We start from the raw sequence: 25,981 nt of genomic DNA on the forward strand, positions 1-25,981 counted from the left end.
TGTTAATAAACCAACTCTTCTGTTGGCAGGCTATTAAGCGCTTTTAGTTTCACATCGTTTCGACCACACGCCTTAGCAAGGTAAAGCTGTTTATCAGCTTGATCACAGATGTTCTTGAAACTTGGCTCTTGCATCGAATCACCAAACTTCATGTTTACCCCACCAATTGAGACAGTCAGTCTGTCTGCGCGTAATGCGGAAGGGTTATCTAGGTTGGCATCATTCAATGCAACTCTTAACTCGTTGATCTTTTTCTCAATGGTTTTCATCGACTGGCCGTAACACACCGCCATAAACTCATCACCACCGTATCTAAACAGTAAATCTTGCTCTTCGCTAAACACGCTTTTTAAAATTTGACTGATGATACGCAGCGCTTCATCACCTTGCAGGTGACCGTGATAGTCGTTGTAGGCTTTATATTCATCCAGATCAATCATCAGTACCGCCAAGGTTTGAGCATTCAAGCTCGCTTGTCGAATAAGCGTTGGGGTGATGCTATCCAGCTGATATCGATTATACAGACCCGTCAATGGTTCAATTTTGTAGAGGTGCTCTAACTCATTGTTCGCCGTTTCTAACCTGAGACGCTGCTTTTGATTCTCTAGTGATACAGCGATGAAGCTCGCTAAGTGCTCAATCAGATATCTATGATGAGTTTGATACTGATTAGCTTGACTATGTTGAACAGAAAGCAAACCAATTACCTGCTCGTTCAGAAGTATTGGTGTCAGGATGATCGAGTTGGTGTCAGGTTTATTGTTCACGATAACCGCTTGAGTACCACCTTGTGATTGGCTTTCGATGTATGGCGCAAGTGACTCAGGCGTCACACTGTTAAGGTGCACCGTGGCACGCTGCTTAATTACATAACTGCCGACAGTGGTACTCTCTGCGCACACCACTTGCATTGGTTCAACTAACCCCATGGTATCAACGAAGTAACGGTAATCCAGTACATCGCCGACGTGATCATAGAGCGCGATACCAAACTCAAACGTGGGCAAGATACTGTTAATTTTGGTCAGTATCTCCGGTAACACGCTGTCTAAGGAATGGGTTGTCGCGATAAACTGTCCAATCTCAGTAATAGACCCCATGTGCTTTTGAATTTGGTTTAGCACATCCGCATGTTGAGTGTCTCTTACTGTGTCGACTTTTTTTACAATATCGCAGCTTTGTTTGGCCTTATGTTGTTCAAGACTCGCCTCGCCTAAAACAATATGTTGCGATTGAATATTTGCTAGTGATTGCCAATCGTTGTCACGGCGATACAAATTAGCCCGTGTTTTCGCGTAAATACTGTAAGTCTGAAAGCTTGCCTTAATGTCGAATTCGCTTTCTAGCTTTGTGCACAACTTTTTTGATGCTTCCAGTTGCTCGACCGACTCAAGGTATTTCGCCCAGTGTGCGAGGTTTTCAACGCGGTTATGCTCGTCTACAACCTTGGCATAGTAATCTTCTGCCAGAGCAAACGCTTGAGTTACCTGTTGTTCGGTGAACCTTTGATCGGTTTTTGAATCGATACATTGCACCATGATCTGTGCTTTATAGCCATAATAGAGCGCTAAGGTTCTATCACTTTTCATTTGAATACCGATTTGCTTGGCTTGGTGCAATGCTTTGAGGCCTTTATCAAATTCACCGATGTGCGAGTAACTGAAAGCAAGGTTGAGTGAGCAAATCGCGTAGTCTAGAAAACGACTGGCATTTTGTGCCGCTTTAGCACCGAGTTTAGCGTAGAGAATGGCATCGTGATATTGACCTAGCGTGAGGTAAAGATCGCTTATATTGCAATAGATCAGTGCACTTACGTTGTCATCCACACGATGCAAGTTTCTGAGTGCTCTTTCGTAACAGTGATAACCACGTTGAAACTCTTCAAAGTCGACATAGATAGACGCCAGCAGGCCATTGATGAATACTTCGAGTTGAACATCATCATCGCTAAGCTCTGATAGGCTCTTTTCGTATAATTCAATGGCTTTCGGTAAGTTATCCTGACGGTCAAAGGCGTAACCTTCTAGAAAGGTTTTTATTGGTGTAGGAAATTGAGCTTGATGCTGGTTACAAATGGCGCTGATCTTTGATTCGATTTCACGTAACCCTTTGAGCCCAGGATAGTTTTGGACTCGTGTAATAATGCCTAGAATTTGAGAATTAAGTGTGTTGTTCATATAAATTATGAGCGTGCCATCGGGCAACATCGCCCGCAAGAATAGTGTACTATAAAATGATTTTTCCGCACTATATTTCGCTCAACTTTGCTTTACTAAACAACTAATTCCGCCTTATCCTTGAGAGTAAGGCAGATTTTCTGTAGAGTTCGCGAAAATCCTAGATTCAACTGGAGAGCACCATGGCTCGTACTATTCTGTATACCTATAAAGATGAAGAAAAAGAGTTGCTGTTTTCAAAACAACAACACCGCACTATTCAAGAAGCTGTTGCCGCGGCTGAAGGTATCGACATCTCTGAGTATTTAAAAACAGAGCAACAACTTGAGTTGATTTCAGATACAAAAGCGGTTCGTAACTATCAAGATAATTACTTCCGTAAGCTTGGCTTCACAAAGCTTACATTGAAGCAAAAAGAAAACTTGGGTGTTGGTAAAAAGAAAAAGTAACCTTTCGTTTCTTTATTCTGATTGCTCGATTGAGTAACCAACACATTAAACATAAAAAAATGCCGCAACCTCTTCAGAGATTGCGGCATTTTTATCAAATTGGTGTAAATCCGCTAAGCCTAAGTTAAATTACTTCAGGTTTAGGAATGCTGCACCACGAACACCGCCTGAATCGCCGTGTTTCGCTTTAATGATCTTCGGACACTTCGCCACTGAAAGCAGGTACTTTGGAATTCGCTTTGGCATCTCTTCGTAAATAAGTTCGAAGTTTGATAGACCGCCGCCCAGTGCAACGACATGTGGGTCCAAAGTAGTGAATAGGTTTGCGAAACAGATAGCCAATAGCTCCATAAAGCGCTCTACGTGCTCAACGGCATTCTCTTCACCTTCAGCATGTGCTTTGATGATATCAATCGCTTTCTTCTTCTCGCCGTAGTAGTGCTCGTAGATAAGTTCAAAACCACGACCAGAAAGGTAGCTATCCAGACAACCTTTTTTACCACAACCACAACCCAATAAAGGTGCATTGTCACCTAGGTGTAGCCATGCATCGAGCGGTAGACGCATATGACCAACTTCACCCGCAACGTGGTTGCGACCCGAGAATACTTTGCCGTCAAAGATTAAACCGCCGCCAAAGCCTGTACCTAGAATCAGACCAGCAACTGATGGCTCATCTTGTAGTTCTTCATCCCAAGCTTCAGAAAGCGCAAAACAGTTTGCGTCGTTTTCAATCTTAACGCTACGGCCAATACGAGCTTCCAAATCTTTACGAAGTGGCTTGCCTGTTGAGGCTGGAACGTTAACAACCAACATTGTACCGTCATCAGCGTTTTCCATACCCGGTAGACCTAGACCGATCTTACCTTCGCAAGCAAACTCGCTGTCGTATTTCTCAACAAGTCCTGCGATCGTGTCGATCAGTTGCTCATAAGAGTCAGTAGGCGTTGGTACACGCTCAGTTGCCACACGTTCTAGTTTCTCATTGAATGCACCAAATTCAATTTTAGTGCCGCCAACATCAAAGCCGTAATACATCAAATCTCTCCAATTTTTCCCTAAATCTGGGACAATATAAAAGTCACTGTGAGCCATTATCCATAACACTCCCCCTACAAACCGTGATAGATGACAAACTTATTCTCTGATTGAGTTCGTTTGAACAAGTTGTCAGCACATACGGTGTCAGGCTTAGAGCGACGTCTCACTTTCACGATAATCGATATAAGCATTTAAGCTTGGTTTTGTTTGATCGGATTTGTAGCGAGTTTTACTGAGCATGTAACTCTCTCTAAACGCTTCAAACCACATCTGAAGTGTTTTTGCCCCCTGCTCTTCACCTGCTTGCTTCAAGACCAAACTTGCTACTTCAGCTGTCGACAAATGCTGCTCGTTATCCGATTTACGCATCATATATTGAGACACCGACTCAGGTTCAATTGATAACACAGGTAGGTGTTGCAGATATTCCGAACGGCGGAAAATACGACGAGCTTCGCGCCAACTACCGTCAATAAAGATGAGTAACAAGGTTTTGTTTGAATCACGCATCGCTGGAAGATCTTGAACCACTCGGCTCTTATCGTCCGTATAATCTTCAGGGAACACGATGACCGGTTGGTATTTCTCGTCTTTTAAGACAGCAAGCATCTCTGGATTTGGCTCGGTTCTGTGCCAAAGGTAGACGTGGCTGTCTTTGACTGTATCTACGATCAATCGACCAGTATTGCTTGGCTTGAGAACTTCGTTATCCGATAAGATCAACATAGTCGCGACATTCGTTTTAATGTCGGGTTGATGTTCGCAGATACAATGACCTTGCTCGATCTTACAATACTCGCAGCGAACCACCTTACAGCCTCGCGCTTTAAATGGTCGAGTAGAAAGGGACAAACGATGTTGATAAAGGTGGTGAAAAGCGTGAATTCTCATGGTGTTTAACGATAGCTCTAGAAAAGTGGTGCGATTGTACTTAGAGTGAGTGGATAATGATAGAAGGAATTCCTATGCAAGACCCCTCTTTACTTCGGCTTGCCTGCTTTGTCACCACTTTTATCGGTTGTGCTTTGTGGGAAGCGTATTCTCCGCGAAAGAAGCTGACTCAGAATAAATGGTATCGCTGGACTAACAATTTTGCTTTGGTTGCGCTCAATAGTGTGTTGCTAGCAACATTGATTCCAATCGCCGCTTTCCAATCCGCGTTGATTGCTGAACAAAATCAATGGGGATTGTTCAATCAACTGTCTTTGCCTGTTCCCATCGTCATTGTTGTGAGCGTTTTGCTGCTCGACTGCGCTATCTATCTTCAACACTTGGTGTTTCATCGAGTTCCAATATTATGGCGCTTACACCGTGTTCATCATGCCGACTTAGATATTGATGTCACCACAGGAACGAGGTTCCACCCGATAGAGATGATTCTCTCGATGTTGATTAAGATAGCCCTAGTAATGATGCTTGGTGTGCCTGCGATAGCTGTGGTTGTCTTCGAAATTGTATTAAATGCTAGCGCGATGTTTAATCACAGTAACGCCAAGTTACCCCTTCAAGTAGACAAAATATTACGTAGATGGATAGTGACACCAGATATGCATCGAGTGCACCATTCCGTGATTGTTAAAGAGACCCATTCCAATTTTGGTTTCTTTCTCTCTGTTTGGGACAGATGGTTCAAAACCTATCGTGAGCAACCAAAACTTGGCCACGACAATGTTCAAATAGGCGTTCCTGAGATTCAAGATGGCAAGGAGCAGCGACTAGATAAAATGTTGCGCCAACCCTTTATCAAACAAAGCTAACTGCTACTCATCACAATAGAAAAAGGACCGATTATCTCAGGGATAATTGGTCCTTTTTTTGCTTTATTGTCTTTGTCAGGCTCAGCTTAAAACATACTTATGTAGCATCGCTTGTTGGTGGCCTGCGATATCTGCAACTTGCTCTGAGCTTTCAATCATCGACTCTAATTGCATCTTGGTGTTGTCACCCTGTTCAGATATACGTGTAATGGATTGTGACACATCAACCGTTGCCCGTGCCTGCTCTTCAGTCGCGACCATGATCTGTTCAACACGATCTTTGATGTGAGCGACAGCGACTTCGATTTTCTCGAATGCTTGTTTAACATCACTACTCGTTTGAAGTGCATTCGCCATTTCGTTGCGTGACTCAATTACTGACTCTTTCGAGCGGTCAGCGGCAGCGATCAGTTGCGTCATCATGTTACGTATATTGGTTGTCTGTTGAGATGTACCGCTAGCAAGTTTACGAACTTCATCGGCGACAACGGCAAAGCCTCTGCCTTGTTCACCCGCTCTTGCAGCTTCAATTGCTGCATTGAGTGCTAGAAGGTTGGTATTTTCAGCAATCCCACTGATCATATCCACCATCTCTCTGATCTGTTTTACACGACCATCGAGCTCATCCATAGATTCTTCATTTACACTGAGTGTTTTCTCTAGGGCATGCAGTCGCTGTTGATTTAAACCGACTACATGGCTGCCATTCACCGATTCCGTCTCGGCTAGCAATGCATCATCGTTTGAAGCATTCGATATTCGTGCGATTTCGCTGATAGATGCTTCAAGTTCGGTAATCGTCGTAATCATGTTTTGCAGTGATTCATTTTGCGCGTTCAAACTTTGGTTAGTTTGCTCTGCTGCGTCATGACTGACTTCCGCGGTTTGATAAAGGGTTTCACAGTTACGAGTGACTGAGCTCACCGACTCAGCTGTTGATTCCACTACTATATTGAGTTTTGAAGTGATGACTTGGAGTTCGTATGGGCCTTTAGGCTCTGATTTTTTGGAAAAGTCATGTTCTGCGAGAAGAGCCAAATGCTGTTTAATGTTCTTAAGCCCTTTGTTGACCCAACGTTGAAGCACAAAGCCAGAAATCAAGATGATCATAGTGATAACCGAACCACTGATAATCAGAACCCTGTCGATATTACTAATGGTGTTGTTTACCACCGACTCACTTTCTTCAATCAAGCGTGAAGCCTTGTCCGACAATGTGTTAAGACTAACAATGACCCGATTAGCAATACTCATGACTTTCGCTAACTCTTGCTTTTGCTCTTCAGCCAGCATTAGCTTATCGAGTATATTTTTGATGATCCCCTGCTTTTCAAACCCATCAGATACCATTTGATAAGCGGCGACAAGGCTAGTGAAATCTTTGACCTCTGGGTGCCACTCAGAAAAATCATCATAAGCTAAGTTCATACCCGCCAGGCGGTTACGTAACTGTCGATATTCTGATTCCACTTTGTCTATATCTTCATGCATCATCAGCATTAAGAATGAACTTTCCATCGCACTCACACTAGAGACAAATCGATTCGCTGCGTCAGTAGATTCCGGGTTTCCCTCGGCTAAGAATGAGCTGATACGGCTCATTTCTGGCCCAGCAGAGCTCACACCGTAACGAAATGCTTCTATTTGTTTATTGATGTCACTTTGTTTTGATTAGATATCGATCTGTATCGTGAGCACATTCGATGTCAGTGTTCGCAGCCTCGTCATGTCCGCGACAAGTTGTTCTCTCTCTTGCGGCGAGATCGCATCAGGAAAGTGCTCGGTGATCACTAACAACTCTTGCAGCATTGAGTTTGATCCATCAGCAAGAGTCTGAATTGACGATTTGGTTGAATTGAGTTCTGCTAAATCAGAAGACTGAGTGCTGTAACCCAATAATTTAACTTGCTCTAGTACATTTTGAGTCAGCTTGGCATTATTAAGAGCAAGCGGTAATACTTGTTCAGAAAGTGCATCAAAATGGCCGCCAACTCTGTCGACGCCTTTTAAACTGACCATAGATAAAAAGACAACCAGCAGTAAGATTACACAAAAGATACTGGTTACGGTTTGTATGAGAGAAAAAGTGAAACGAGCGGGTTGATTAGGTACATTTTTATCAGGCATTATTGTTCCGATTTAGGTACGGTGTGTGGCATCCTTTCTAAGCTCGGTATACTAAGTTTCACCTATGACACTTTTATTTCATTAATTTTTCAGAAGAGTTACAGATTGCAATTAATTCAAAGAGTTATATTAACAGTCGCAATAATGGGTGTCATAGGGTGCTCTTCGTCACCTGATTTTCAAGATTCTGCGCCCAACAACCAAACGCTCTCCCCGTTAGAGAAGCAGACAACTCAAGCGTATATGAGCGTTTATAAAGAATGGCAAGGAGTGCCCTATCGTTTTGGCGGTACGTCTTTTAACGGTGTGGATTGTTCAGCATTTGTTCAAATCGCGGTACTGAATGCAACACAGCAGGCGCTACCGAGAACAACGCTGGATCAAAGTAAACATGGAATCGAGATCGCTTACGAACAAGCTAAAAGTGGTGATTTGGTGTTCTTCAAAACGTCACCAAAGGTTAGGCACGTAGGCGTATATTTGGGTAATAAGCAATTCCTACATGCTTCGACATCAAAGGGTGTGATTATTTCTAGGCTGGATAACCCTTACTGGGCTTCAACTTTCTGGCACTTTAGAAGGATCTAACTACCCGACCAAGTTATCAGGTATGAGTATTGGCGAATGTTAGTCTAACGATTCGCCAATTACACAGAGCGAGTTGTTTCTCGCTTGAACTATCGACCTATTTAGTCGTACTTAGCAACAGCCGTATCGAACAAGTTCTTCACCAGAGCAATATACTCGTCTAGAAAAACGATCTGTTCATTAGTAGCTTTCTTAGCCCAAACACCCGCTAACACTTCACCTAGGTCAGCAACAACGGCATCGGCTTCTTTAAGCAACTGAAAACGAACACTGGAATGCAATTCAGGATTTTGTTCGAAGATCGCCATGATGTTCGTTGAAATCATGTCAGTCACAATGTCTTCAACACTCTCTGTGCCTGTATCACCTTTACCACCTGTAAATACATCCAAATTAAACGACAAGTGTTCAATCAAAGCTAAATAACCATCGGTTTCTACAACCACAATACATCTCCGTTTAAGCTCAATGGTAAATTTGTCACTACAATACTAGGCGAACTCTCAGTATTGTCATTAACTAATTGTTTGATTTGCTAATAAATCGCTAGACCTTGCGTCTAACTGCTCAAAATTAACTCATAAGTCGTATTTTTGCCTTACGTTGAGCTAAGCGCTTGTCTGGAAGAGCAAATCAAATTTTCATTTCTTAACGTGACTTGACCCATTAGAGCAAAGTTTTTTAATTCACAAACTGATTTACAACAATATCAATTGATTAAAGCTTTAACAGTATTCTGGTTTATAGGTCGTCTCAAATGTGAGATTGATTCCATTCTCACATTTATCGAACATTGTTTAAGATCGAGGCTAAAGGTCACAATTCTCGTAATTGCTCGGCTAGAGTGCTAATAACAGCTAAGAACATTGACGCATACGCCTAAAAATAGTGGAAATTTATCCTAAACTATTGCCATACCCATGTTCTTTGAGGATTTCCTATGTGGCAGGCCATTTCTCAACAACTTTCAGACACCCTTCTTTTTAACTTCCCGATCACCGAGCGCGTTAAGTTATCAGGTGGCGATATTAATGATTGCTACATGATTACCGATGGCAACGAGCGTTACTTCGTAAAAGTGAACCAAAGAGAGTTTATTAATAAGTTCGAAATTGAAGCTGAAAACCTACGATTGTTACGAAATACTTGCACAGTATATGTCCCAGAATTGGTATTGATAGGTACGACTAAAGAGTGTTCCTTTATTATCCTCAACTACCTACCGACCAAACCATTAGATACTGGCAACAACGGCTTTGACTTTGGCGTCTCGCTGGCCAAGCTCCATCTTTGGGGAGAACAGAAAGAATTTGGCTACGATCAAGACAACTATATAGGAAGTACCCTTCAGCCCAACCCGTGGCATAAAAAATGGGGACGTTTTTTCTCTGAGCAACGTATAGGCTTCCAACTGCAACTACTTAAAGAGAAAGGCATCGAGTTCGGTGATATTGATGAGATCGTTGATGTTGTAAACACCAAGCTGTCTGGACACAATCCAACCCCTTCTCTACTACATGGCGACCTTTGGCATGGTAACGTTGCAACTTCAGCATTCGGTCCTATCTGCTATGACCCTGCGTGTTATTGGGGCGACCGAGAGTGTGATATTGCTATGTCTGAATTGTTTGGTGGTTTTCCAAAAGAGTTCTATCAAGGCTATCAGAGCGTCGCACCGCTCGACGTCGACTATAATGTTCGAAAAGACCTTTATAACTTGTACCATCTTCTCAATCATTGCAATCAGTTTGGCGGTAGTTATCTAGAACAAACAGAAGCGCATATTCAGAAGATTCTGGCTGTTTAAGTTGCTGTGAGGAGAATTGACTATGAACAATTACACTGAAAAGCACGTGTCTTGCCCACACTGCGGACACTCTATCGGGATAACACTTGATGCTTCAAACGGAAGCCAAGACTTTTATGATGACTGCCCTGCCTGTTGCAATGCCATTCATCTAGACATGCAAGTTGATGAAGTTAGGAACACCATCAACTTGTCGATTGACGCAGATGACGAACAAGTTTTCTAGTGCAGAATCAGAGCTACTGAGCTTTCCGATATTAAAAGAGCACGTACTGACGTGCTCTTTTTGATCCTGAAATCGTTTGAGTTCTTAGGAATGCTGACTTATTTGTTTTGGCTCGCCAATACACGCTCAACCGTGTCGACGATTGCTTGTGTTTGCGGGTCGAATTCGATATTCACTTGGTCGCCCACTTCTCGTCGTCCAAATAAAGTTCGATTGAGCGTTTCTGGAATAAGATGGACTGAGAAACGGTTGTCCTCTACTTCACCAATCGTCAGTGAACACCCGTCGATGCCAATATAACCTTTGCTCAACACGTACTTCATCGATTCTTGAGGCAGTTCAAACCAAATCGTTCGGTTGTTTTCTGTTTTAATGACGTCAACGATGTTGGCCATCAGAGAGATGTGTCCCGACATGCTATGTCCGCCAATCTCATCACCAAATTTTGCTGCGCGCTCAACGTTAACCAAATCACCTTCTTTCAAACGACCTAGATTTGTCAGCCTTAGTGTTGCTTGCATTAAGTCAAAAGAAACTTGTGAACCGTTTATCTCTGTTACTGTTAAACAACAACCGTTGTGAGCCACAGACGCACCAATTGCTAGGCCTTGAGCCATCTCACCGTCCAGTTCGATAACATGAGTCTGGAACATCTCTTTCTTTTTTATAGCAACCAAGGTCGCCATACCTTGCACGATACCTGTAAACATAATATTCCCGTTTTGTGCCGTCACGTCACAGTTTTTCATAGCAGTTGTAGTGACATTTCTTTATTATTCGCCCAGTGGCGCATTACGATCAGTATCTCTGATTCAGTCTGAATGTCCATCCCTAAGTATCTAATCTTATTATCTTCTAGCTGGAGTCATTTGTGCATCGTTACAAAACAGAAGCATCAAACTTAATAAAACTTGCGACACCGGTATTGATTGCCTCTGTTGCCCAAACGGGTATGGGCTTTGTCGATACCGTCATGGCCGGTGGTGTCAGTGCAATTGACATGGCTGCGGTATCTATCGCTGCAAGTATTTGGTTGCCTTCTATTCTGTTCGGTGTCGGCTTGTTGATGGCTCTAGTTCCTGTGGTTGCACAGCTGAATGGTTCTGGTCGCCAAGAGAAAATCTCATTTGAGATTCAACAAGGCGCTGTTATGGCTTTGCTTATCTCGGTGCCAATCGTTGGTGTTTTGTTTCAAACCCAAGGCATTCTTAACTTGATGGATGTTGAGCCTTTGATGGCAGAAAAAACCAACGGTTACATGCATGCAGTGATGTATGCGGTACCTGCGTTCCTGTTGTTCCAGACTCTTCGAAGCTTTACAGACGGTATGTCACTAACCAAGCCCGCGATGGTGATTGGGTTCATAGGCTTACTGCTCAACATCCCACTTAACTGGATGTTCGTGTATGGCAAATTAGGAGCGCCTGCGCTTGGCGGTGTGGGTTGTGGTGTTGCAACCGCCATCGTTTATTGGGTGATGTTCGCTCTCTTACTTGGCTATGTGATGACGTCAAAACGTTTAGCTAAAATTAACTTGTTTGGTCAGTTCCATAAGCCGCAATTAAAAGCTCAGATACGCTTGTTTAAACTTGGCTTCCCTGTCGCAGCGGCTCTGTTTTTTGAAGTGACGTTATTTGCGGTTGTTGCGCTATTGGTCGCACCGCTTGGTCCTATGATCGTTGCCGCACACCAAGTTGCTATTAACTTCTCTTCTTTAGTGTTCATGTTACCAATGAGTGTTGGCGCGGCCGTAAGTATTCGTGTTGGGCATAAGCTCGGGGAAAACAGTACCGAAGGTGCAAAAATCGCAACGCATGTTGGTATTCTAGTCGGGTTAGCGATGTCGCTTTGTACTGCATTAATAACCGTTCTATTCCGAGAGCAGATTGCTCTTCTCTACACCGAAAACCAAGCTGTAATTACTATTGCTATGCAATTACTGTTGTTTGCAGCGGTTTACCAATGTACTGATGCGATTCAAGTGATAGCAGCGGGCGCACTCCGCGGCTACAAAGACATGCGTTCTATCTTCAATCGCACTTTCATTGCTTATTGGATTTTAGGTTTACCGCTTGGTTACATTCTCGGTATGACTGATTGGATTGTTGAGCCGATGGGCGCTCACGGTTTTTGGACAGGCTTTATTGTTGGCCTCTCTTCCGCAGCCTTGTTATTAGGACTGAGACTGCGTTGGATGCACAAGCAAGAAGACAGTGTGCAAATGGCCTTTAGTGAGCGCTAAGAGCGATATTCCTAGACTTCATGACAACAAAGAGCCCTGTACCAAGGGCTCTTTTAGTATTCGTCTTTCTCTCTAACAAAGCGGGCAAATTTGGGTTTCCCATTTTGCGTGAACCCGTTGTAGCGGAAAGTGATTCGACTTCCGATTTGTGGTGGATCTAACCGCATCTCATCGGTGAACCCTGTACCAATATAGAATTGCACGCCTTTCTCTGTATGAACTAACAATGAGCCCATCATTCCCGAATACTTCCCAGTACCACTCTTATAGCCAACGACAATCGCTTCTGCATCATGATGACGTTTTAGTTTGAGTAGATCGTTGCTGCGTCCACCTTGATAGCGACTAGTAATTTTTCTCAACATAATACCCTCACCCTTTTCGTTATCGATATTATCGAGTTGGGTATACAGCGCGGCTTCGCTCTCTATTGGGTAGTGTTCGACATAATGGATGTGTTTTCGATTGATTCGTTTGACCCAATCAATGATGTTGTAATAGCGCTTCTGGTAATCGCCCGCTGCACCTGGCATATCAAACAGCATGAACTCTATCTGACCCCAAGCTTGATCAACGGGTGTCGTATCCAGAACGGTTGACTGGACAATATGAAACCGATCCCTTCCCGCCCAAAGCTCTCCTTCCAAACGTATTGGTGGTAATGGGTCTGTAAACCAAGAAGGCGCATAGATACGATTCCCATTTCTCGTATAAAGGTGCTGACCGTCCCAAATTGCCCTGACTCCATCAAGCTTTTCACTTTGCCAATACTCATTGATGTCGATGTGTTGATCGTAATGGTTAGCCAACATCACTTGATAGGTCGGTTGGATTCCTGCACTGAGGTGGGGTGAAAGAGCAAGCAAGGTGGCGATCGTCAATTTGTTTAAAGTCATTGTCATTCCATGATTGAACGTCCTTCTCCAATTTAAGAACCCCCTGCATTAACTTTCACTGCCTGAATGGTTCTGATGCGACACACTCACCAAAACTATAATTACCGTCGTTTCATTTTCATTTTGTATGTGTTGTTGCCCCCATGAAGCCCACTCTTTTTCATTCTCATATTGAGAAAACGCCATTTCCTATTCTGAGAAACACCAAAGCATAAAGCTAAACTATTGAAAATAATGATAAATAAAATTGGCACAGAGTCTGCAATGTAGGAGAAAACTAAAAAAGAAAAGTAACAGCTTCAAGGAGAGACATCATGGAACTACGTAAAATTGAGCTAAACAATTCAACTCTAACTCTTTCAATTTTTGGCGACCTAGATGCTTCTGGCAGTCGCAAAGTACAACCAGACATCGATGATGTGATTACAAACGACCTTCATCCAGAAGTAGAAATCGACTTCAGTCAAGTACAGTTTCTTGACTCATCAGGTGTTGGCGCGATTGTTTACATGTTCAAGCGCCTAACGGAACGCGAACGTAATATGCGTTTAGAAAACGTAACAGGTCAACCACTGGAAATCATGAATCTGCTTCGCATCGGTCACGCTATCCCTGTTAATTCAAAAAAGGCTGCGAATTCATAAAGTTCCACTAAGCTAAAGATAGACATAACTATAATAAAAACTCAAAGGACGTTGGCATGAATAAATGGAATTACTACATAGCCCTTCCCCTGTCTGCCCTTGTTGTGGGTTGCAGCAGCTATCCAGAACATGGCACAGGAGGCTTGGCAGAAAGTTATGACTCAATTAATTATCAAAACGCCGATTTTTCTCCAGTAATGCCCGATGAGCCACTAGGCCCAGAGCATGGTCTGAGATTCGACTGGCAGTTAGCGAAACTTCATTTAGATTCCCTCATTCAAGAAGGTGCGCGTTGGTGTTTCCCTGCAGCGGTGGTTCAAGCGATAGAAAAGCAAAACCGCATTGCACGTGAGCTTCAAGGTGGCCTTCTTCTTGATGCCGCCAATGATCTAGTGATTCAGCGCAAACGCTTAAACGACTTAGAGACTCGTTTAGACTACGTAACCTCACAAGCTCGTTGTGCACCGCCCAAAAACGAATCCCAATTCAGATTGCAACTGTCAGTTATCGAACAGCTTTACGACTTACTCAATGTAGATAATCAGTTTGCTCGTAACTCCACGGAAGTTAACCCGAAATACATGGGTCACCTAGCCGAGGCAAGTGCGATCTTAAAAGATCACCCTACGCTAGATTTAATCGTGACAGGCCATGCTGACGCGACAGGTACTGAAGAATACAACGATAAGCTGGCTTTAGGCAGAGCTCAACAAGTAGAGCGTTACCTGACCATTTTCGGATTAAGCCCAACTCGCATTAAAGCAGTCTCTGTTGGTGAGACGGTGCCATTGTTCGAGGGTGAATCTGAAGGCACTCGTCTGACTAACCGCCGTGTGAGTATTGAGGTTGTCTCTCCAGATAATGCTGAAATGATGGGAGATTCGCTATGAAAACTCTAATCACTACGCTTCTGTGCTTCTTTGCTTTCATCTTTACATCTGTACACGCGGAAGAGGAGTTCAGCGGCGCAGTTCAAGTTGGTGACCTCATTCAAGTTAACGTACCTGGTGAAGAGAGCTTGAACAGAGGGTTCCAAGTTGATAAACGTGGACGCATTACGCTTCCAGAAGTGGGCGCTGTGTTTGTTGCTGGCTATGACAACCAACAATTAGAGAAAGTGGTCATTGACGCTCTAAGCACAACTTATCGTGATCTTTCGACAGCGACGGTATTTATCAAAGAGCAACAAATCCTAATTTCAGTGCAAGGCTATGTTGAACAGCCCGGCGAATATACGTTATCGCTTGGCTCTAGCGTTCAAATGGCGTTATACGCGGCTGGCGGTTTAAGACCAGGTGCGCAGTTGGACAAATTGATTCTTAAACGTGGTGCGGATAGAAAAGAGTTTAACTATAAACGCTTTCTAGACTCGGGCGATGATTCTCAGTTATCCCAATTACAATCCCTAGATTCGATCTTCGTACCTGCGTCTCCGCTTGTCGGCAACATTGAACAGGAGTTTGACGCTGCCAAGCTTGCTAACTCTGGTGACAGTGCCGACTCTCGCAATTCAATCAAAGTGTTCGGCGAAGTAAATGCACCAGGCTCTTTTGCCTACAAAGATAATACCGATCTTGTTGATGTGATCATGCGTTCTGGCGGCGTAACTCGTTACGCGGGTGTTGAACAGATCCGAGTTATCTCAAACAACACACCCACCCTATTCAACCTAAAACAGTACTTGGATTCGGGCGATGAATCTCTATTGCCTGTATTACGTCCTGGTTCAACAATCTTTGTACCTAAACAAGAGGTGGAGATTAAGTCAGGCGCAAATACCGTTTACGTTATGGGTGAGGTCGCCGAGCCGGGCGCATACGATGGCAAAAAAGGCGCGACTTTTATGGACATCCTCGCTAATGCAGGTGGCCCAACTCGATTTGCAGAGTCACGCCAAATCCGTGTTATTAAAGCCAGTGGTCAAGTTCTTAAGTTCGATTTAACCGCTTACACAGAAGGTTTACGTGGAGTGAAGCCGCCAGCAATCCAACCGGGCGACGCTATCTTTGTTCCAGAAAAAACTGACATGAATGAGAAGTCTTGGCTCAAGATTTCACCAGACCGCGCTGTGAATGTGATAGGTGAAGTCGTTCGCCCAGGGCGTATTGAATGGTCTGACGAAATGGATCTTATGGATCTTCTTGCTCACGTTGGCGGTCCAACTCTTCGTGCAGACACAACGAAAATTGAAGTTGTAAACGGGCGCAAACTTACCGTTTTCGATTTAGATGCCTACATCAAAAATGGCGCGCCACGTGAAGACCTGCCATTCATCCGAGCTGGTGCTATTGTACGTATCCATGACTTACCTCAAGACCCATCCGACAACAAATCTCAGTGGGTTCGTCAAAGCTCAGACGCGTCTATTTATGTGTTTGGACAAGTAAATGCTCCAGGACGTTACCGTTTCACCAAAGATATGCACTTTTTAGATATCTTATCGGCGGCTGATGGCCCAACCAAAGACGCTGACATTCACAACATTCGTGTCACTCACAGAGACAAACCTTATGCGAAAGTAAGCAAACTAAACCTATCGCTATACTTTGAAACCGGTGACGAGTCTATATTACCTCGCGTGACCACGGGTGATACGATCTACATCCCTGAGAAAGACAAGAACTGGTTAGATACATCGAAAGAGTCAACGGTACGAGTATTGGGTGCAGTCAACAAGCCTGGACGTTACGTGTTTAACGACAACATGACGATTCTTGACCTATTAGCAGAAGCCGCAGGTCCAACTGAAAACGCATATCTAGAGAAAATAACCGTTGTAAATATGTCTTGTTGTCAGGGACAAGCACGTACGTTTGACCTGATTAAATTCAGCAAAACCGCAAACATTTACCACCTACCCGTCCTTCGTGCTGGTGACACAATTTACATTCCAGATCGTAGTGAGAGCTTTATTGAGAAAGCTCGCGTCACCCTAGATGACATTCTACGTCTAACCACAACTATCGTATTAATTGGAGCGCTATAATGACTATTTCAGCCACACAAGCCGAAGTCGAAAAGCTCTATTTAACAGCAGAGCTTAATGGCTACCGTTCGACATGTATTACCGCCTGTCAAAGTGGTGACGGCGTCACGTCTATTGCTTCAGCATTTGCAGAGCGCTGTATGCTTGCAGGTCACTCGACTCTGTATGTCGACTTAAACCTATTCAACCCTGCATTCCACGACCTTGACCTGGTTAATCTTGAACAGCAAGGCCAGTTGATTGAGCACAAAGAGTCTAAGCGACTATTTGTTGGCGTACCAGCTCCGCGCGAAGCGTCTACTCAGTTAGCGTTTAAAGATCCTACAACACTAAAAAGTACGGTTGCCAAATGGTTAACGCAATACGACCGTGTAGTAATAGATACTTCGCCACTATTGCAAGTGAATAAAGGTAATATCCCTGCACAGTCTGTTGCCAATGCTTGTGATTCCACCCTACTAGTGCTCGCTTATGGTGAGACAACAACCAGTCAACTGGCACAAGCGAAACAACTACTAGCCACTGATGGTATTTTACTATCTGGTGCCATCATGAATATGAAACACGCACCAAGTTTCACTCAAGAGTTGGGGCGTCAATTAAACAGAATGAAGTTTATTCCACAAAAGTGGCGTACCAACCTTTGCAACAAACTTTCTCAAAATGAGTTCTTAAACCTACCTATTTAGCCTTACCAAATGTAGTGATTTTATTTAAAATCAATTAATTTCGCAGAAAATCACTACATTTCAATGAAAATTCCAACAAAAACACCATGCTAATCTTCGATAGTGTGACTTACATAGTTAATGCTGGAATCAAATCAGATCAAACATGGAATTTATCCAGATATTCCCTAAACTTATAAAAAGTGGTCAATTTTTGTTGATTCGTCATAAATACTGGGTACCACTCTTGCTGCATTTATCTGTTCCTTCGTAGTTCGATAGGAACCAGCCCGTAGGACGACCAAAGGATATGACTCGTCACATCAAGACCACTCACAGTAGCTCCATAATCAAACACATCTCTCCTGTGTTCTTGTTCTGCGAGTTACAAACTTTAATGAGAAAGGAACCTCAATATGAAATACAAGTTAAGCTCCATGTTTTTGTTAGTCGCCGCAGCCAGTAACGCTAACGCTGGTGAATGTGGCAGCGTAACAATCGCCGACATGAACTGGAACTCTGCAACACTCATCGCCAATATCGATAGGTTTATCCTAGAACATGGCTACGGTTGTGACGCGGAATTGATTCCCGGCGACACCATGCCAACTGGCACCTCCATGATTGAAAAAGGTCAACCTGATGTAGCCCCTGAACTTTGGAGCAACAGTTTGAAAACTGCGCTCGATAAAGGCGTTGAGGAAAAACGACTCCGTTACGCGGGTAAAGCACTCGTAAACGGCGGTGAAGAGGGTTTTTGGGTACCTAAATATCTAGTGAGCCAATATCCTGAAATTGCGACCATCGAAGGGGTTCGTAAACACGCCAAATTATTCAAACATCCGGAAGATCCAGATACATCCGCATTTTACAGCTGCCCTGCAGGTTGGAACTGCCAAATCAGTGCAGGCAACCTTTTCAATGCGCTAGCACTCGAAGAGAGTGGCTTTAGCATTGTCGATCCAGGCTCTAGTGCGGGTCTCTCTGGGGCTATCGCCAAAGCTTATGAGCGTGAAGAAGCGTGGTTTGGTTATTACTGGGCACCAACAGCGGTGCTCGGTAAATATGACATGGTCAAAGTCGATTTTGGCAGTGGTGTCGATAAAGACGAGTTCGTAAATTGTACGACTCAAGAAGAGTGTGAAGATCCAAAAGCAACAATGTACCCGCCTTCTCCAGTACACACTATTACCACCGAAAGCTTTGCAAGTCGTGCGCCTGAAGCCTACGACTACTTCACGAAACGTGGGTTCACTAACGACAAGATGAATGCTCTATTAGCTTGGATGGAAGACAATCAAGCCGACGGTGAAGAAGCGATGCTGCACTTCTTAAGCGAATATCCAGACATTTGGCACCCTTGGGTATCTCAAGATGTTGCTAAGAAAGTGGAAGCAGAGCTGTAAACAGTTTATTGCTTATAAGGGTTTATAACGCAATAAAATCACACATTATAACGTCGCTATACTTGATGTTATTCAGCATTCGAAGCGGTTGAGCTCATCAACCGCTTCGGAATATAAGGATATAAAATGGCTGACAATAGCTGGTTATCCAGTTTTCCTGAAATGGAACGCTCAGATTTACGAGCAATTAAGAAAACACTAGACGGCGCCTACCGCGATTTTTCTCGTGAATATGGCGAAATGATTGAATCTTTCTTTGACCCTCTGCTCTCCTTCCTCGTCTGGTTTGAAAAACTCCTGATCTCTACCCCTTGGTTTATAGTTCTCGCTGTTTGTACCGCTCTTGTGTACGCTGCGAGCAGATCGTGGAAACTTGCATTAGGCTGTGTTGGTTCACTGCTTCTGATTGGTTACTTTGGGATGTGGGAAGACACAATGCGCACACTCAGTATCATTACCGTGTGTACCTTAGTGTCGATATGTTTGGGTATTCCTATTGGAATCGCGATGGCACGCTCTAATCGCGTCCAATCTATGGTTACACCGCTCCTCGATATTATGCAGACCATGCCAGCGTTCGTGTATTTGATACCTGTAGTCATGCTGCTTGGTATCGGCAAGATCCCAGGGCTTATCGCGGTTGTGATTTACGCTATCCCACCTGTGATTCGTCTAACCAACCTAGGTATTCGTTTAGTTGATAAAGAAGTACTTGAAGCGGCGACCGCGTTTGGTGCCAATAAAAAGCAACGTCTTTGGGGCGTTCAACTCCCCTTGGCTATGCCAACCATTATGGCGGGAATTAACCAGACCATCATGATGGCACTGTCGATGGTGGTAATCGCGTCTATGATTGGTGTTAAAGGATTAGGACAACCTGTATTAAAGTCAATTACCAACCAATACTTCACCTTAGGGCTACTTAATGGTTTCGCTATCGTGGCATTAGCTATTTTATTCGACCGCGCGTCACAGGCGTACGCAAAACGAACTAACGCTCACTTAGGAGGGTTTAAACATGACTAATAAGCCTCTGATTGAAATTAGCGGACTGTATAAAGTCTTCGGGCCCAAGCCAAAGTCGGTGATCGAGCGTATTCATAGTGGTCAAAACAAAGACCAAATCCTTGCCGATACGGGTCATACCGTGGGTCTGAAAGAGATTAACCTAGAAATCAATCGTGGTGAGATATTCGTTATCATGGGTCTATCTGGCTCGGGTAAGTCGACATTGATTCGCCACTTCAATCGCTTGATTGAGCCAACAGAAGGTAAAATCACCGTTGAAGGCACCGACGTAATGAGCCTCAACACCAAAGAGTTAGAAGAGTTTCGTCGTCACAAAATGTCGATGGTATTCCAACGCTTTGGGTTAATGCCTCACCGAACTGTGGTTGAGAATGTGGCTTATGGGCTTGAGGTTCAAGGTATCAAAAAGGAAACGCGATTAGCCAAAGCATCTGAGTGGTTAGACACGGTTGGCCTTAAGGGCTATGAAAATCAATACCCTGCTCAGTTGTCTGGTGGGCAGCAACAGCGAGTTGGTTTGTCACGAGCGCTCTGTACTAATGCGGAAATCCTTCTGATGGATGAAGCATTCTCAGCTCTCGACCCATTGATTCGTAGTGAGATGCAAGATCAGCTTATCGAGCTCCAAGAGAAACTGCATAAAACCATTATTTTCATTACCCACGATTTAGACGAAGCGCTGCGACTTGGTGACCGAATTGCGATCCTGAAAGACGGTGAACTGGTTCAACAAGGCACGCCGCATGAAATCCTTTTGCATCCAGCGGATGATTACGTAGAAGCTTTCGTTAAAGACGTTAACCGTGCACGCGCCTTGACCGTTGAAACAGTGATGCAACCTCCACTCTATCGCATTACTTCGGAAACAATTGAGGGCGCGCTGGCTCAAATGAAGATGTTGAAGCACGATTATGCTTACCATGTTACAGATGAGGGTTATCAAGGTCTCGTGACCAAAGAGAGCTTACAAGATGCCGTTGAAGACAACAGCGTGAGTGACTTTAGTGATGACATCTATGAAGAGGTTCCAGCAGTCAACCCGGATGCTGTTATCGAAGAGATTCTGCAAGATACCATGTCTTGTGAATACTCATTGCCAGTTGTTGACGAAGAAGGCAACTTGAAAGGTGAACTCGAACGAAGTGCTGTCGCTGACATTTTTGCGGAACCTGGAGAAACTGAAACTGCCCCAAAGCCCGTGATTGATAAGGCCTCTTAGGCTCTAGTATTCAGCTTCTGAACATCGCCCGCTGTACGTTTATTAAACGGCAGTGGGCGCATTTATTATTGTTCCAATGTTACTCATACCACCCATAACCCACCTTGCTTGGCATTTTTACGATCTTCCATATTCAAGCAGTTGAAATTGTTCTAAAAAATGTCTAATACTTAAATATCTATTTGCGTTACATGCTATTCGTTGATGTTACCCCTGAGTAACCGTCGAGTGTTCACCGAAATCAATAGACGGATCTATTTACGATGACAGTTACCAATACTGAAAGCCAAGCCCTTGTTGATGAATCGGTTCTACAGCAAATGATTGTAGATACCAGCGCAGAGGTCATCCCTATTTTGATCGATCACTATGTGACCGAGTCTAAAACACGTATTGATGCTATAAAAAAAGCAGCCGAATCCCAAGATGGTGAAGCGCTTGAGTTCGAAGTACACACTTTAGGCAGTACATCACTCGCTCTAGGGAACCGCGCACTCTCTACCCTAGCTCGGGACATTGAACGTCAGTGCTTAGAGAAGCAAACCGAACTCGCTTTTACACGTGTAGATGAGTTACTCACACTTGCAGATGACTCGATACAGGCACTGATAGACCGAAAAGAGCTTGGTTTCTAAAACAAAACATCAATCTCTAGACTAAAAGATACAAAACGAAATTTAGTGATAAACGTAATTTTTGACGTTTGGTTAGGACAAGATTCAAAAGGAATAACACAATGCGCCCTAAGGTATTGTTGGTTGAAGACTCCACTTCATTAGCTGTTTTATACAAACAGTATGTAAAAGACGAGCCCTACGACATTTTCCACGTCGAAACAGGGGCGGAAGCTAAAAAATTTATTGAGCGTCATACCCCTCAACTGGTTATTCTCGACCTGAAATTGCCTGATATGTCAGGTGAAGAGGTACTGGATTGGATAACTGAAAATGAAGTCCCTACCGCTGTGATTATTGCGACCGCTCATGGTTCGGTCGATATTGCTGTGAGCCTCATTCAGCGTGGTGCAGAAGACTTTCTCGAAAAGCCAATCCAAGCAGAACGCCTAAAAACCTCAGTACAACTGCACCTTAAGCGTGCCAAGTTAGAAAACCTAGTTGAAGATATAAAAAGTAAGTTCGATAGAGAATCTTTCCAAGGATTCATTGGTTCTTGCTTACCGATGCAAGCTGTTTACAAAACCATCGATTCAGTAGCCCCTACCACTGCCAGCGTATTTATTAATGGCGAGAGTGGTACAGGTAAAGAAGTGTGTGCAGAAGCCATTCACAAAGAGAGTCAACGTCGAGACAAACCGTTTGTTGCGATTAACTGTGGTGCAATCCCTAGAGACCTGATGGAGAGTGAGATCTTTGGTCATGTTAAAGGGGCGTTTACAGGTGCAACGACCGACAGAAAAGGTGCGGCGATGCAAGCACATGGCGGTACTCTCTTTCTCGACGAGCTTTGTGAAATGGAGCTCGAAATGCAGAAGAAGCTCCTAAGATTCTTACAGACGGGTACATTTACTCCCTTGGGTGCAACTCGTGAAGTCAAAGTGGATGTGCGAATCATCTGTGCAACCAACCGAGACCCGCTGCTAGAAGTTGAGGAAGGTCGATTTAGAGAAGACCTCTATTATCGTGTTCACGTTGTCCCTATCGAGATGCCACCTCTGCGTGAGCGAGGCAGTGACATTGTCACGCTTTGTAAGCACTTTCTGAAAATCTACGCTAAGCAAGATGGCAAGAAGTTTAAGTCGATCGATAAAGAAGCGCAGGTCTTGCTAAAGAACTATCCATGGCCGGGTAATGTTCGTCAGCTACAGAACATAATTCGCAATATTGTTGTTCTTAATAATGAAACCAGTGTGACCAAAGAGATGATTCCTGCACCGATTAATGGAACCGGTGGTCGCAATAAAGTCGTGACTCCGATTAAGCGAGTAGAACCCGTTCGAGAGGTCGTGGCAGAAACCGTCGCCAAACCTGCGCCACTAACTCCAGAGCAAATCGAAACACCAGTGGAAACCAGCGGCCCTGCTCTCACCGCTGCTGATGGTAGTATTCGTCCGATGTGGAAGATCGAACGAGAAGCTATCCAGAATGCAATTAACCATTGTGACGGTAATGTCTTAAATGCTGCTGTGCTATTAGAGCTTAGCCCTTCTACCGTTTATCGTAAGAAGCAGGCGTGGGAAGCGGAAGATGAGTACAACCAAGCCTAACGCAGCTCAATCACTCGAGATTGAACCTCAAGAGATTTGGCTGTTGCTCGACAGCCAAACTTTTGGGGGGATTGAAACTCATGTATTGGAGTTAGCTAAAGGGCTCAAAGCGCATCAGTACATGGTGCGCATTGTTTTGCTCACTCGTTACTCGCCAGCACCACCGATCATTGAACGTCTAGTACAAACCAAACTCAACTACTCTTTTCTCCAGGATTTGGTTTCCAATCAAGGGCCATCACTAGTACAGCTCAAGCAAGCTATTGAAACTTACCAACCCAAGCTACTTCACTGCCACGGGTACAAATCCAGCATTATTGGTAAGCTCACCAAAACGCTCAACCCTCGCCTTTCACTTTACCAAGTATCCACCTATCACGCGGGGGAAACGCCAAAAGGTCGCGTTTGGTTATATGATGCACTCGATCGCTACACCGGCTTTCTATCTAGCCATTCGCTTGTGGTTAGTAACAAGATCAAAGACAAGATCCCCAGTACAACAACACTGCTCAATAACTTTGTTTCGATGCCAGAACGCCAGATTTTCCATGATGATTGTTCAGAGTCATGCCGATTTGGCTTTGTCGGTCGCTTAAGTCATGAGAAAGCTGCCGATCGATTTTTGGATTTGGCTAGCCAATTTCCCAAGCATCAGTTTCATCTGTTTGGTGATGGTCCCGAGCGTGAACGGTTAGAGTTACTAAAAACGGATAACTGTACCTTTCATGGCCATCAGCAAAACATGAAACACGTTTGGCAAAGCATAGACTTGCTTGTTATCCCATCTCGTTACGAAGGTTTACCAATGTCTGCACTTGAAGCGATGTCACTCGGCATTCCTGTGATTGCGACCGCCGTTGGTAATTTGCCCCAACTTATTAATCATAATGAGAACGGTTATCTCGCCAATCAACCAGAAGAACTTACAGCGTGCGCGAACCGTTGGCTATCCCTCTCTCAGAATGAAAGAACGATCATCAGCCAAAACGCGATTGAAACTATTAATCATACCTACTCACCCAAAGCTGTTATCCCACAATTGCTACAGTGTTACGGGCTCTGATTCTCATATTGCAATGTTCTCTCAAGTCCATGGCATTCTGTTTCTCAAAATAGAATATTCATCTTTTATCTAAAAAATTACCCATCAAACTGATTCTCAAATTGACATCCGTTTAACCGTTAGAATTAAATCATCATAAAATCAATGAGTTAATTACCAACCCATACTGGCACTCCGCTTGCTATGTTCACTCTATACAAACAAGTTATCCCTAATCGGGACAGCGTCTTTGAATTGGTAGAGAGTGAGGCTTAACCATGAACAACAAAAAGAACATACTCTTTGTGCATTACGGTGATAACTGGATTCGTGGTAGCGAAGCGTGCTTAATCAATTTAGTTGCTAGCTTGAATAAGGCAAAATTTCGACCTGTGGTTTGGAGCAATTGCGAACCGTTAGCTGAGCACTTCAAGCAGCAGTCAGTACCTACCGTTCACACGCCTTTTCAATTGTTGTTTGGTTGGAATGCTCCAAGATTCAATCTTTACCAATGGGGTGCTCAATTAAAGCAAGCTATTGACCTCATCAAACAGCATAAGATTGACCTTGTTCATATCAACAGTGGGGCTCCATGCCAATGGATGTGTATCGCGGCCAAACTGTGTAGCGTGCCTGTTGTGACTCAACTTCATAGTGACTATCAACTACGAGACCGTTTTACACTCGGGCTTCATCTCTCACCGAATATCGCCTGCGTGAGTCACGATGTCAGTAAATGCTTGCTTGATGACGGCTATCCCCAAGACCAGCTGTCTGTTATTCACAATGGTGTCGTTCAACATCGAACAACAAACAAAGACGTACGAAAAGAGCTAGATATCCCGCAATCAAGCTTCGTCTTCATTACCGTTGGCTCTTTGATTGTAAGAAAAGGCGTTGATTTGATCCTCCAATCTCTGAATCGAATCCAACCTCAACAAGATGCGCACTTGATTGTCATTGGTGACGGAGAGGACAAAGACAACCTGATCGCATTAGCAGCCGACTTGGACTTAACGTCTAAAGTTCACTTTGTTGGAGAAAGAGAAGATGTGGCAGACTGGCTGTGCGGTAACGTCGACGCGTTTATTAGCGGCGCGAGATACGAAGCCTTTGGTTTAGTTCTTGCTGAAGCAGGATTGGCGAGACTACCCGTCATCGCCCCTCGTGTTGGCGGTATACCTGAGTTTATCCACCATAATCGCACCGGTCTTTTATTTGACCCTAGCAATCCTATCGATGAAATGTGCCATCAGATGACCCGACTTATGTCAGATACGCATTTACGAGGCGACCTCGCGAGTCAACTTTATCACTTAACACACTCGGAACTCACCATCGAAGCAAACACTAAGCAATTTGAAAACCTATACCGCAAGGTCATCAACCAGAACAGCTCATCTTCCCTATTCAACGGCTTAAAACCGCTTGTTCGCTGGGCATTTCATTAACG

The 25,981-nt window shown here is 44.0% G+C and carries 23 protein-coding genes and 1 pseudogene; 17 read left to right on the forward strand and 7 right to left on the reverse strand.

Features of this window, described 5'->3' with window-relative positions; translation table 11 throughout:
• Nucleotides 1-2 precede the first annotated feature (2 nt).
• Complete coding sequence (locus tag L1D60_RS09605) at nt 3-2,177, reverse strand: sensor domain-containing diguanylate cyclase (RefSeq protein ID WP_239840874.1); 2,175 nt, start codon at nt 2,175-2,177, stop codon at nt 3-5.
• A gap of 182 nt (nt 2,178-2,359) precedes the next feature.
• On the opposite strand from L1D60_RS09605, the gene L1D60_RS09610 reads away from it, so the two are divergent.
• Complete coding sequence (locus L1D60_RS09610; protein WP_239840875.1) at nt 2,360-2,626, forward strand: DUF2960 family protein; 267 nt, start codon at nt 2,360-2,362, stop codon at nt 2,624-2,626.
• A 129-nt stretch (nt 2,627-2,755) separates the two neighbouring features.
• Here the strand turns inward: L1D60_RS09610 and nagK are convergent, their stop codons facing one another.
• Nucleotides 2,756-3,664 (reverse strand): N-acetylglucosamine kinase, encoded by a 909-nt coding sequence (gene nagK, locus L1D60_RS09615; protein WP_239840876.1) that lies wholly within the window; start codon nt 3,662-3,664, stop codon nt 2,756-2,758.
• Nucleotides 3,665-3,817: 153 nt separating this feature from the next.
• A complete protein-coding gene (locus L1D60_RS09620; protein WP_239840877.1) occupies nt 3,818-4,558 on the reverse strand; it encodes a tRNA-uridine aminocarboxypropyltransferase in 741 nt (246 codons plus the stop codon).
• A 74-nt stretch (nt 4,559-4,632) separates the two neighbouring features.
• On the opposite strand from L1D60_RS09620, the gene L1D60_RS09625 reads away from it, so the two are divergent.
• On the forward strand, nt 4,633-5,424 hold the full coding sequence (locus L1D60_RS09625) for a sterol desaturase family protein (protein WP_239840995.1): 792 nt from the start codon (nt 4,633-4,635) through the stop codon (nt 5,422-5,424).
• A gap of 81 nt (nt 5,425-5,505) precedes the next feature.
• On the opposite strand, the pseudogene L1D60_RS09630 reads toward L1D60_RS09625, so the two are convergent.
• A pseudogene (locus tag L1D60_RS09630) lies at nt 5,506-7,551 on the reverse strand (methyl-accepting chemotaxis protein).
• A 105-nt stretch (nt 7,552-7,656) separates the two neighbouring features.
• Between L1D60_RS09630 and L1D60_RS09635 the strand changes: the two are divergent.
• Nucleotides 7,657-8,139: an NlpC/P60 family protein gene (locus L1D60_RS09635; protein WP_239840878.1), complete on the forward strand. Its 483-nt coding sequence runs from the start codon at nt 7,657-7,659 to the stop codon at nt 8,137-8,139.
• Nucleotides 8,140-8,240: 101 nt separating this feature from the next.
• Here L1D60_RS09635 and L1D60_RS09640 read toward each other — a convergent pair whose 3' ends face one another.
• Nucleotides 8,241-8,585, reverse strand: a complete 345-nt coding sequence (locus tag L1D60_RS09640) for a DUF3802 family protein (RefSeq protein WP_239840879.1) — start codon at nt 8,583-8,585, stop codon at nt 8,241-8,243.
• A gap of 494 nt (nt 8,586-9,079) precedes the next feature.
• Between L1D60_RS09640 and L1D60_RS09645 the strand changes: the two genes are divergently transcribed.
• Nucleotides 9,080-9,946: a fructosamine kinase family protein gene (locus L1D60_RS09645; RefSeq protein ID WP_239840880.1), complete on the forward strand. Its 867-nt coding sequence runs from the start codon at nt 9,080-9,082 to the stop codon at nt 9,944-9,946.
• Between the two features lie 22 nt (nt 9,947-9,968).
• Nucleotides 9,969-10,172 (forward strand): CPXCG motif-containing cysteine-rich protein, encoded by a 204-nt coding sequence (locus L1D60_RS09650; RefSeq protein ID WP_239840881.1) that lies wholly within the window; start codon nt 9,969-9,971, stop codon nt 10,170-10,172.
• 98 nt (nt 10,173-10,270) lie between these two features.
• Here L1D60_RS09650 and L1D60_RS09655 read toward each other — a convergent pair whose 3' ends face one another.
• Entirely contained in the window at nt 10,271-10,882 is a 612-nt protein-coding gene (locus L1D60_RS09655; protein ID WP_239840882.1) for a riboflavin synthase subunit alpha, read from the reverse strand.
• Between the two features lie 161 nt (nt 10,883-11,043).
• On the opposite strand from L1D60_RS09655, the gene L1D60_RS09660 reads away from it, so the two are divergent.
• Nucleotides 11,044-12,414 carry an MATE family efflux transporter gene (locus tag L1D60_RS09660; protein WP_239840883.1) on the forward strand — a complete coding sequence of 457 codons (1,371 nt, stop codon included), beginning with the start codon at nt 11,044-11,046 and terminating at the stop codon, nt 12,412-12,414.
• A gap of 53 nt (nt 12,415-12,467) precedes the next feature.
• Here L1D60_RS09660 and L1D60_RS09665 read toward each other — a convergent pair whose 3' ends face one another.
• Nucleotides 12,468-13,310: a DNA ligase gene (locus tag L1D60_RS09665; RefSeq protein WP_239840884.1), complete on the reverse strand. Its 843-nt coding sequence runs from the start codon at nt 13,308-13,310 to the stop codon at nt 12,468-12,470.
• A gap of 314 nt (nt 13,311-13,624) precedes the next feature.
• Between L1D60_RS09665 and L1D60_RS09670 the strand changes: the two genes are divergently transcribed.
• From L1D60_RS09670 to L1D60_RS09720, 11 genes are all read left to right on the forward strand, one after another.
• Entirely contained in the window at nt 13,625-13,954 is a 330-nt protein-coding gene (locus L1D60_RS09670; protein ID WP_239840885.1) for an STAS domain-containing protein, read from the forward strand.
• Nucleotides 13,955-14,010: 56 nt separating this feature from the next.
• Nucleotides 14,011-14,844, forward strand: coding sequence for an OmpA family protein (locus L1D60_RS09675; protein ID WP_239840886.1), 834 nt, complete (start codon nt 14,011-14,013; stop codon nt 14,842-14,844).
• Nucleotides 14,841-16,940: an SLBB domain-containing protein gene (locus L1D60_RS09680; RefSeq protein ID WP_239840887.1), complete on the forward strand. Its 2,100-nt coding sequence runs from the start codon at nt 14,841-14,843 to the stop codon at nt 16,938-16,940. The genes L1D60_RS09675 and L1D60_RS09680 overlap by 4 nt, the downstream gene beginning before the upstream one ends.
• Nucleotides 16,940-17,629 (forward strand): chromosome partitioning protein ParA, encoded by a 690-nt coding sequence (locus L1D60_RS09685; protein WP_239840888.1) that lies wholly within the window; start codon nt 16,940-16,942, stop codon nt 17,627-17,629. The genes L1D60_RS09680 and L1D60_RS09685 overlap by 1 nt, the downstream gene beginning before the upstream one ends.
• Nucleotides 17,630-18,024: 395 nt before the next feature.
• Nucleotides 18,025-19,014, forward strand: a complete 990-nt coding sequence (locus tag L1D60_RS09690) for an ABC transporter substrate-binding protein (protein ID WP_239840889.1) — start codon at nt 18,025-18,027, stop codon at nt 19,012-19,014.
• A 126-nt stretch (nt 19,015-19,140) separates the two neighbouring features.
• On the forward strand, nt 19,141-20,040 hold the full coding sequence (locus L1D60_RS09695; protein ID WP_239840890.1) for a proline/glycine betaine ABC transporter permease: 900 nt from the start codon (nt 19,141-19,143) through the stop codon (nt 20,038-20,040).
• Nucleotides 20,033-21,262, forward strand: a complete 1,230-nt coding sequence (locus L1D60_RS09700) for a glycine betaine/L-proline ABC transporter ATP-binding protein (protein WP_239840891.1) — start codon at nt 20,033-20,035, stop codon at nt 21,260-21,262. Before L1D60_RS09695 ends, L1D60_RS09700 begins: the two co-directional genes overlap by 8 nt.
• 263 nt (nt 21,263-21,525) lie before the next feature.
• Nucleotides 21,526-21,897: an Hpt domain-containing protein gene (locus L1D60_RS09705; RefSeq protein WP_239840892.1), complete on the forward strand. Its 372-nt coding sequence runs from the start codon at nt 21,526-21,528 to the stop codon at nt 21,895-21,897.
• A 101-nt stretch (nt 21,898-21,998) separates the two neighbouring features.
• Nucleotides 21,999-23,486, forward strand: a complete 1,488-nt coding sequence (locus tag L1D60_RS09710) for a sigma-54 dependent transcriptional regulator (protein ID WP_239840893.1) — start codon at nt 21,999-22,001, stop codon at nt 23,484-23,486.
• The gene (locus L1D60_RS09715; RefSeq protein WP_239840894.1) at nt 23,467-24,549 is read left to right on the forward strand and encodes a glycosyltransferase family 4 protein; all 1,083 of its coding nucleotides are present in this window, start codon (nt 23,467-23,469) and stop codon (nt 24,547-24,549) included. The genes L1D60_RS09710 and L1D60_RS09715 overlap by 20 nt, the downstream gene beginning before the upstream one ends.
• Nucleotides 24,550-24,806: 257 nt before the next feature.
• Nucleotides 24,807-25,979, forward strand: a complete 1,173-nt coding sequence (locus L1D60_RS09720) for a glycosyltransferase family 4 protein (RefSeq protein ID WP_239840895.1) — start codon at nt 24,807-24,809, stop codon at nt 25,977-25,979.
• The last annotated feature ends 2 nt before the right edge of the window (nt 25,980-25,981 follow it).

It is taken from the genome of Vibrio sp. Isolate30 (genome assembly GCF_022397975.1).
Classification (GTDB): Bacteria; Pseudomonadota; Gammaproteobacteria; order Enterobacterales; family Vibrionaceae; genus Vibrio; species Vibrio fortis.

Excerpts from the sequence above, each read along its gene's own strand:
- L1D60_RS09605 (WP_239840874.1), bottom strand. The coding sequence starts at position 2,177 with ATGAACAACACACTTAATTCTCAAATTCTAGGCATTATTACACGAGTC.
- L1D60_RS09610 (WP_239840875.1), top strand. The coding sequence starts at position 2,360 with ATGGCTCGTACTATTCTGTATACCTATAAAGATGAAGAAAAAGAGTTG.
- nagK (WP_239840876.1), bottom strand. The coding sequence starts at position 3,664 with ATGTATTACGGCTTTGATGTTGGCGGCACTAAAATTGAATTTGGTGCA.
- L1D60_RS09620 (WP_239840877.1), bottom strand. The coding sequence starts at position 4,558 with ATGAGAATTCACGCTTTTCACCACCTTTATCAACATCGTTTGTCCCTT.
- L1D60_RS09625 (WP_239840995.1), top strand. The coding sequence starts at position 4,633 with ATGCAAGACCCCTCTTTACTTCGGCTTGCCTGCTTTGTCACCACTTTT.
- L1D60_RS09645 (WP_239840880.1), top strand. The coding sequence starts at position 9,080 with ATGTGGCAGGCCATTTCTCAACAACTTTCAGACACCCTTCTTTTTAAC.
- L1D60_RS09650 (WP_239840881.1), top strand. The coding sequence starts at position 9,969 with ATGAACAATTACACTGAAAAGCACGTGTCTTGCCCACACTGCGGACAC.
- L1D60_RS09655 (WP_239840882.1), bottom strand. The coding sequence starts at position 10,882 with ATGTTTACAGGTATCGTGCAAGGTATGGCGACCTTGGTTGCTATAAAA.
- L1D60_RS09665 (WP_239840884.1), bottom strand. The coding sequence starts at position 13,310 with ATGACTTTAAACAAATTGACGATCGCCACCTTGCTTGCTCTTTCACCC.
- L1D60_RS09670 (WP_239840885.1), top strand. The coding sequence starts at position 13,625 with ATGGAACTACGTAAAATTGAGCTAAACAATTCAACTCTAACTCTTTCA.
- L1D60_RS09675 (WP_239840886.1), top strand. The coding sequence starts at position 14,011 with ATGAATAAATGGAATTACTACATAGCCCTTCCCCTGTCTGCCCTTGTT.
- L1D60_RS09680 (WP_239840887.1), top strand. The coding sequence starts at position 14,841 with ATGAAAACTCTAATCACTACGCTTCTGTGCTTCTTTGCTTTCATCTTT.
- L1D60_RS09685 (WP_239840888.1), top strand. The coding sequence starts at position 16,940 with ATGACTATTTCAGCCACACAAGCCGAAGTCGAAAAGCTCTATTTAACA.
- L1D60_RS09690 (WP_239840889.1), top strand. The coding sequence starts at position 18,025 with ATGAAATACAAGTTAAGCTCCATGTTTTTGTTAGTCGCCGCAGCCAGT.
- L1D60_RS09695 (WP_239840890.1), top strand. The coding sequence starts at position 19,141 with ATGGCTGACAATAGCTGGTTATCCAGTTTTCCTGAAATGGAACGCTCA.
- L1D60_RS09700 (WP_239840891.1), top strand. The coding sequence starts at position 20,033 with ATGACTAATAAGCCTCTGATTGAAATTAGCGGACTGTATAAAGTCTTC.
- L1D60_RS09705 (WP_239840892.1), top strand. The coding sequence starts at position 21,526 with ATGACAGTTACCAATACTGAAAGCCAAGCCCTTGTTGATGAATCGGTT.
- L1D60_RS09710 (WP_239840893.1), top strand. The coding sequence starts at position 21,999 with ATGCGCCCTAAGGTATTGTTGGTTGAAGACTCCACTTCATTAGCTGTT.
- L1D60_RS09715 (WP_239840894.1), top strand. The coding sequence starts at position 23,467 with ATGAGTACAACCAAGCCTAACGCAGCTCAATCACTCGAGATTGAACCT.
- L1D60_RS09720 (WP_239840895.1), top strand. The coding sequence starts at position 24,807 with ATGAACAACAAAAAGAACATACTCTTTGTGCATTACGGTGATAACTGG.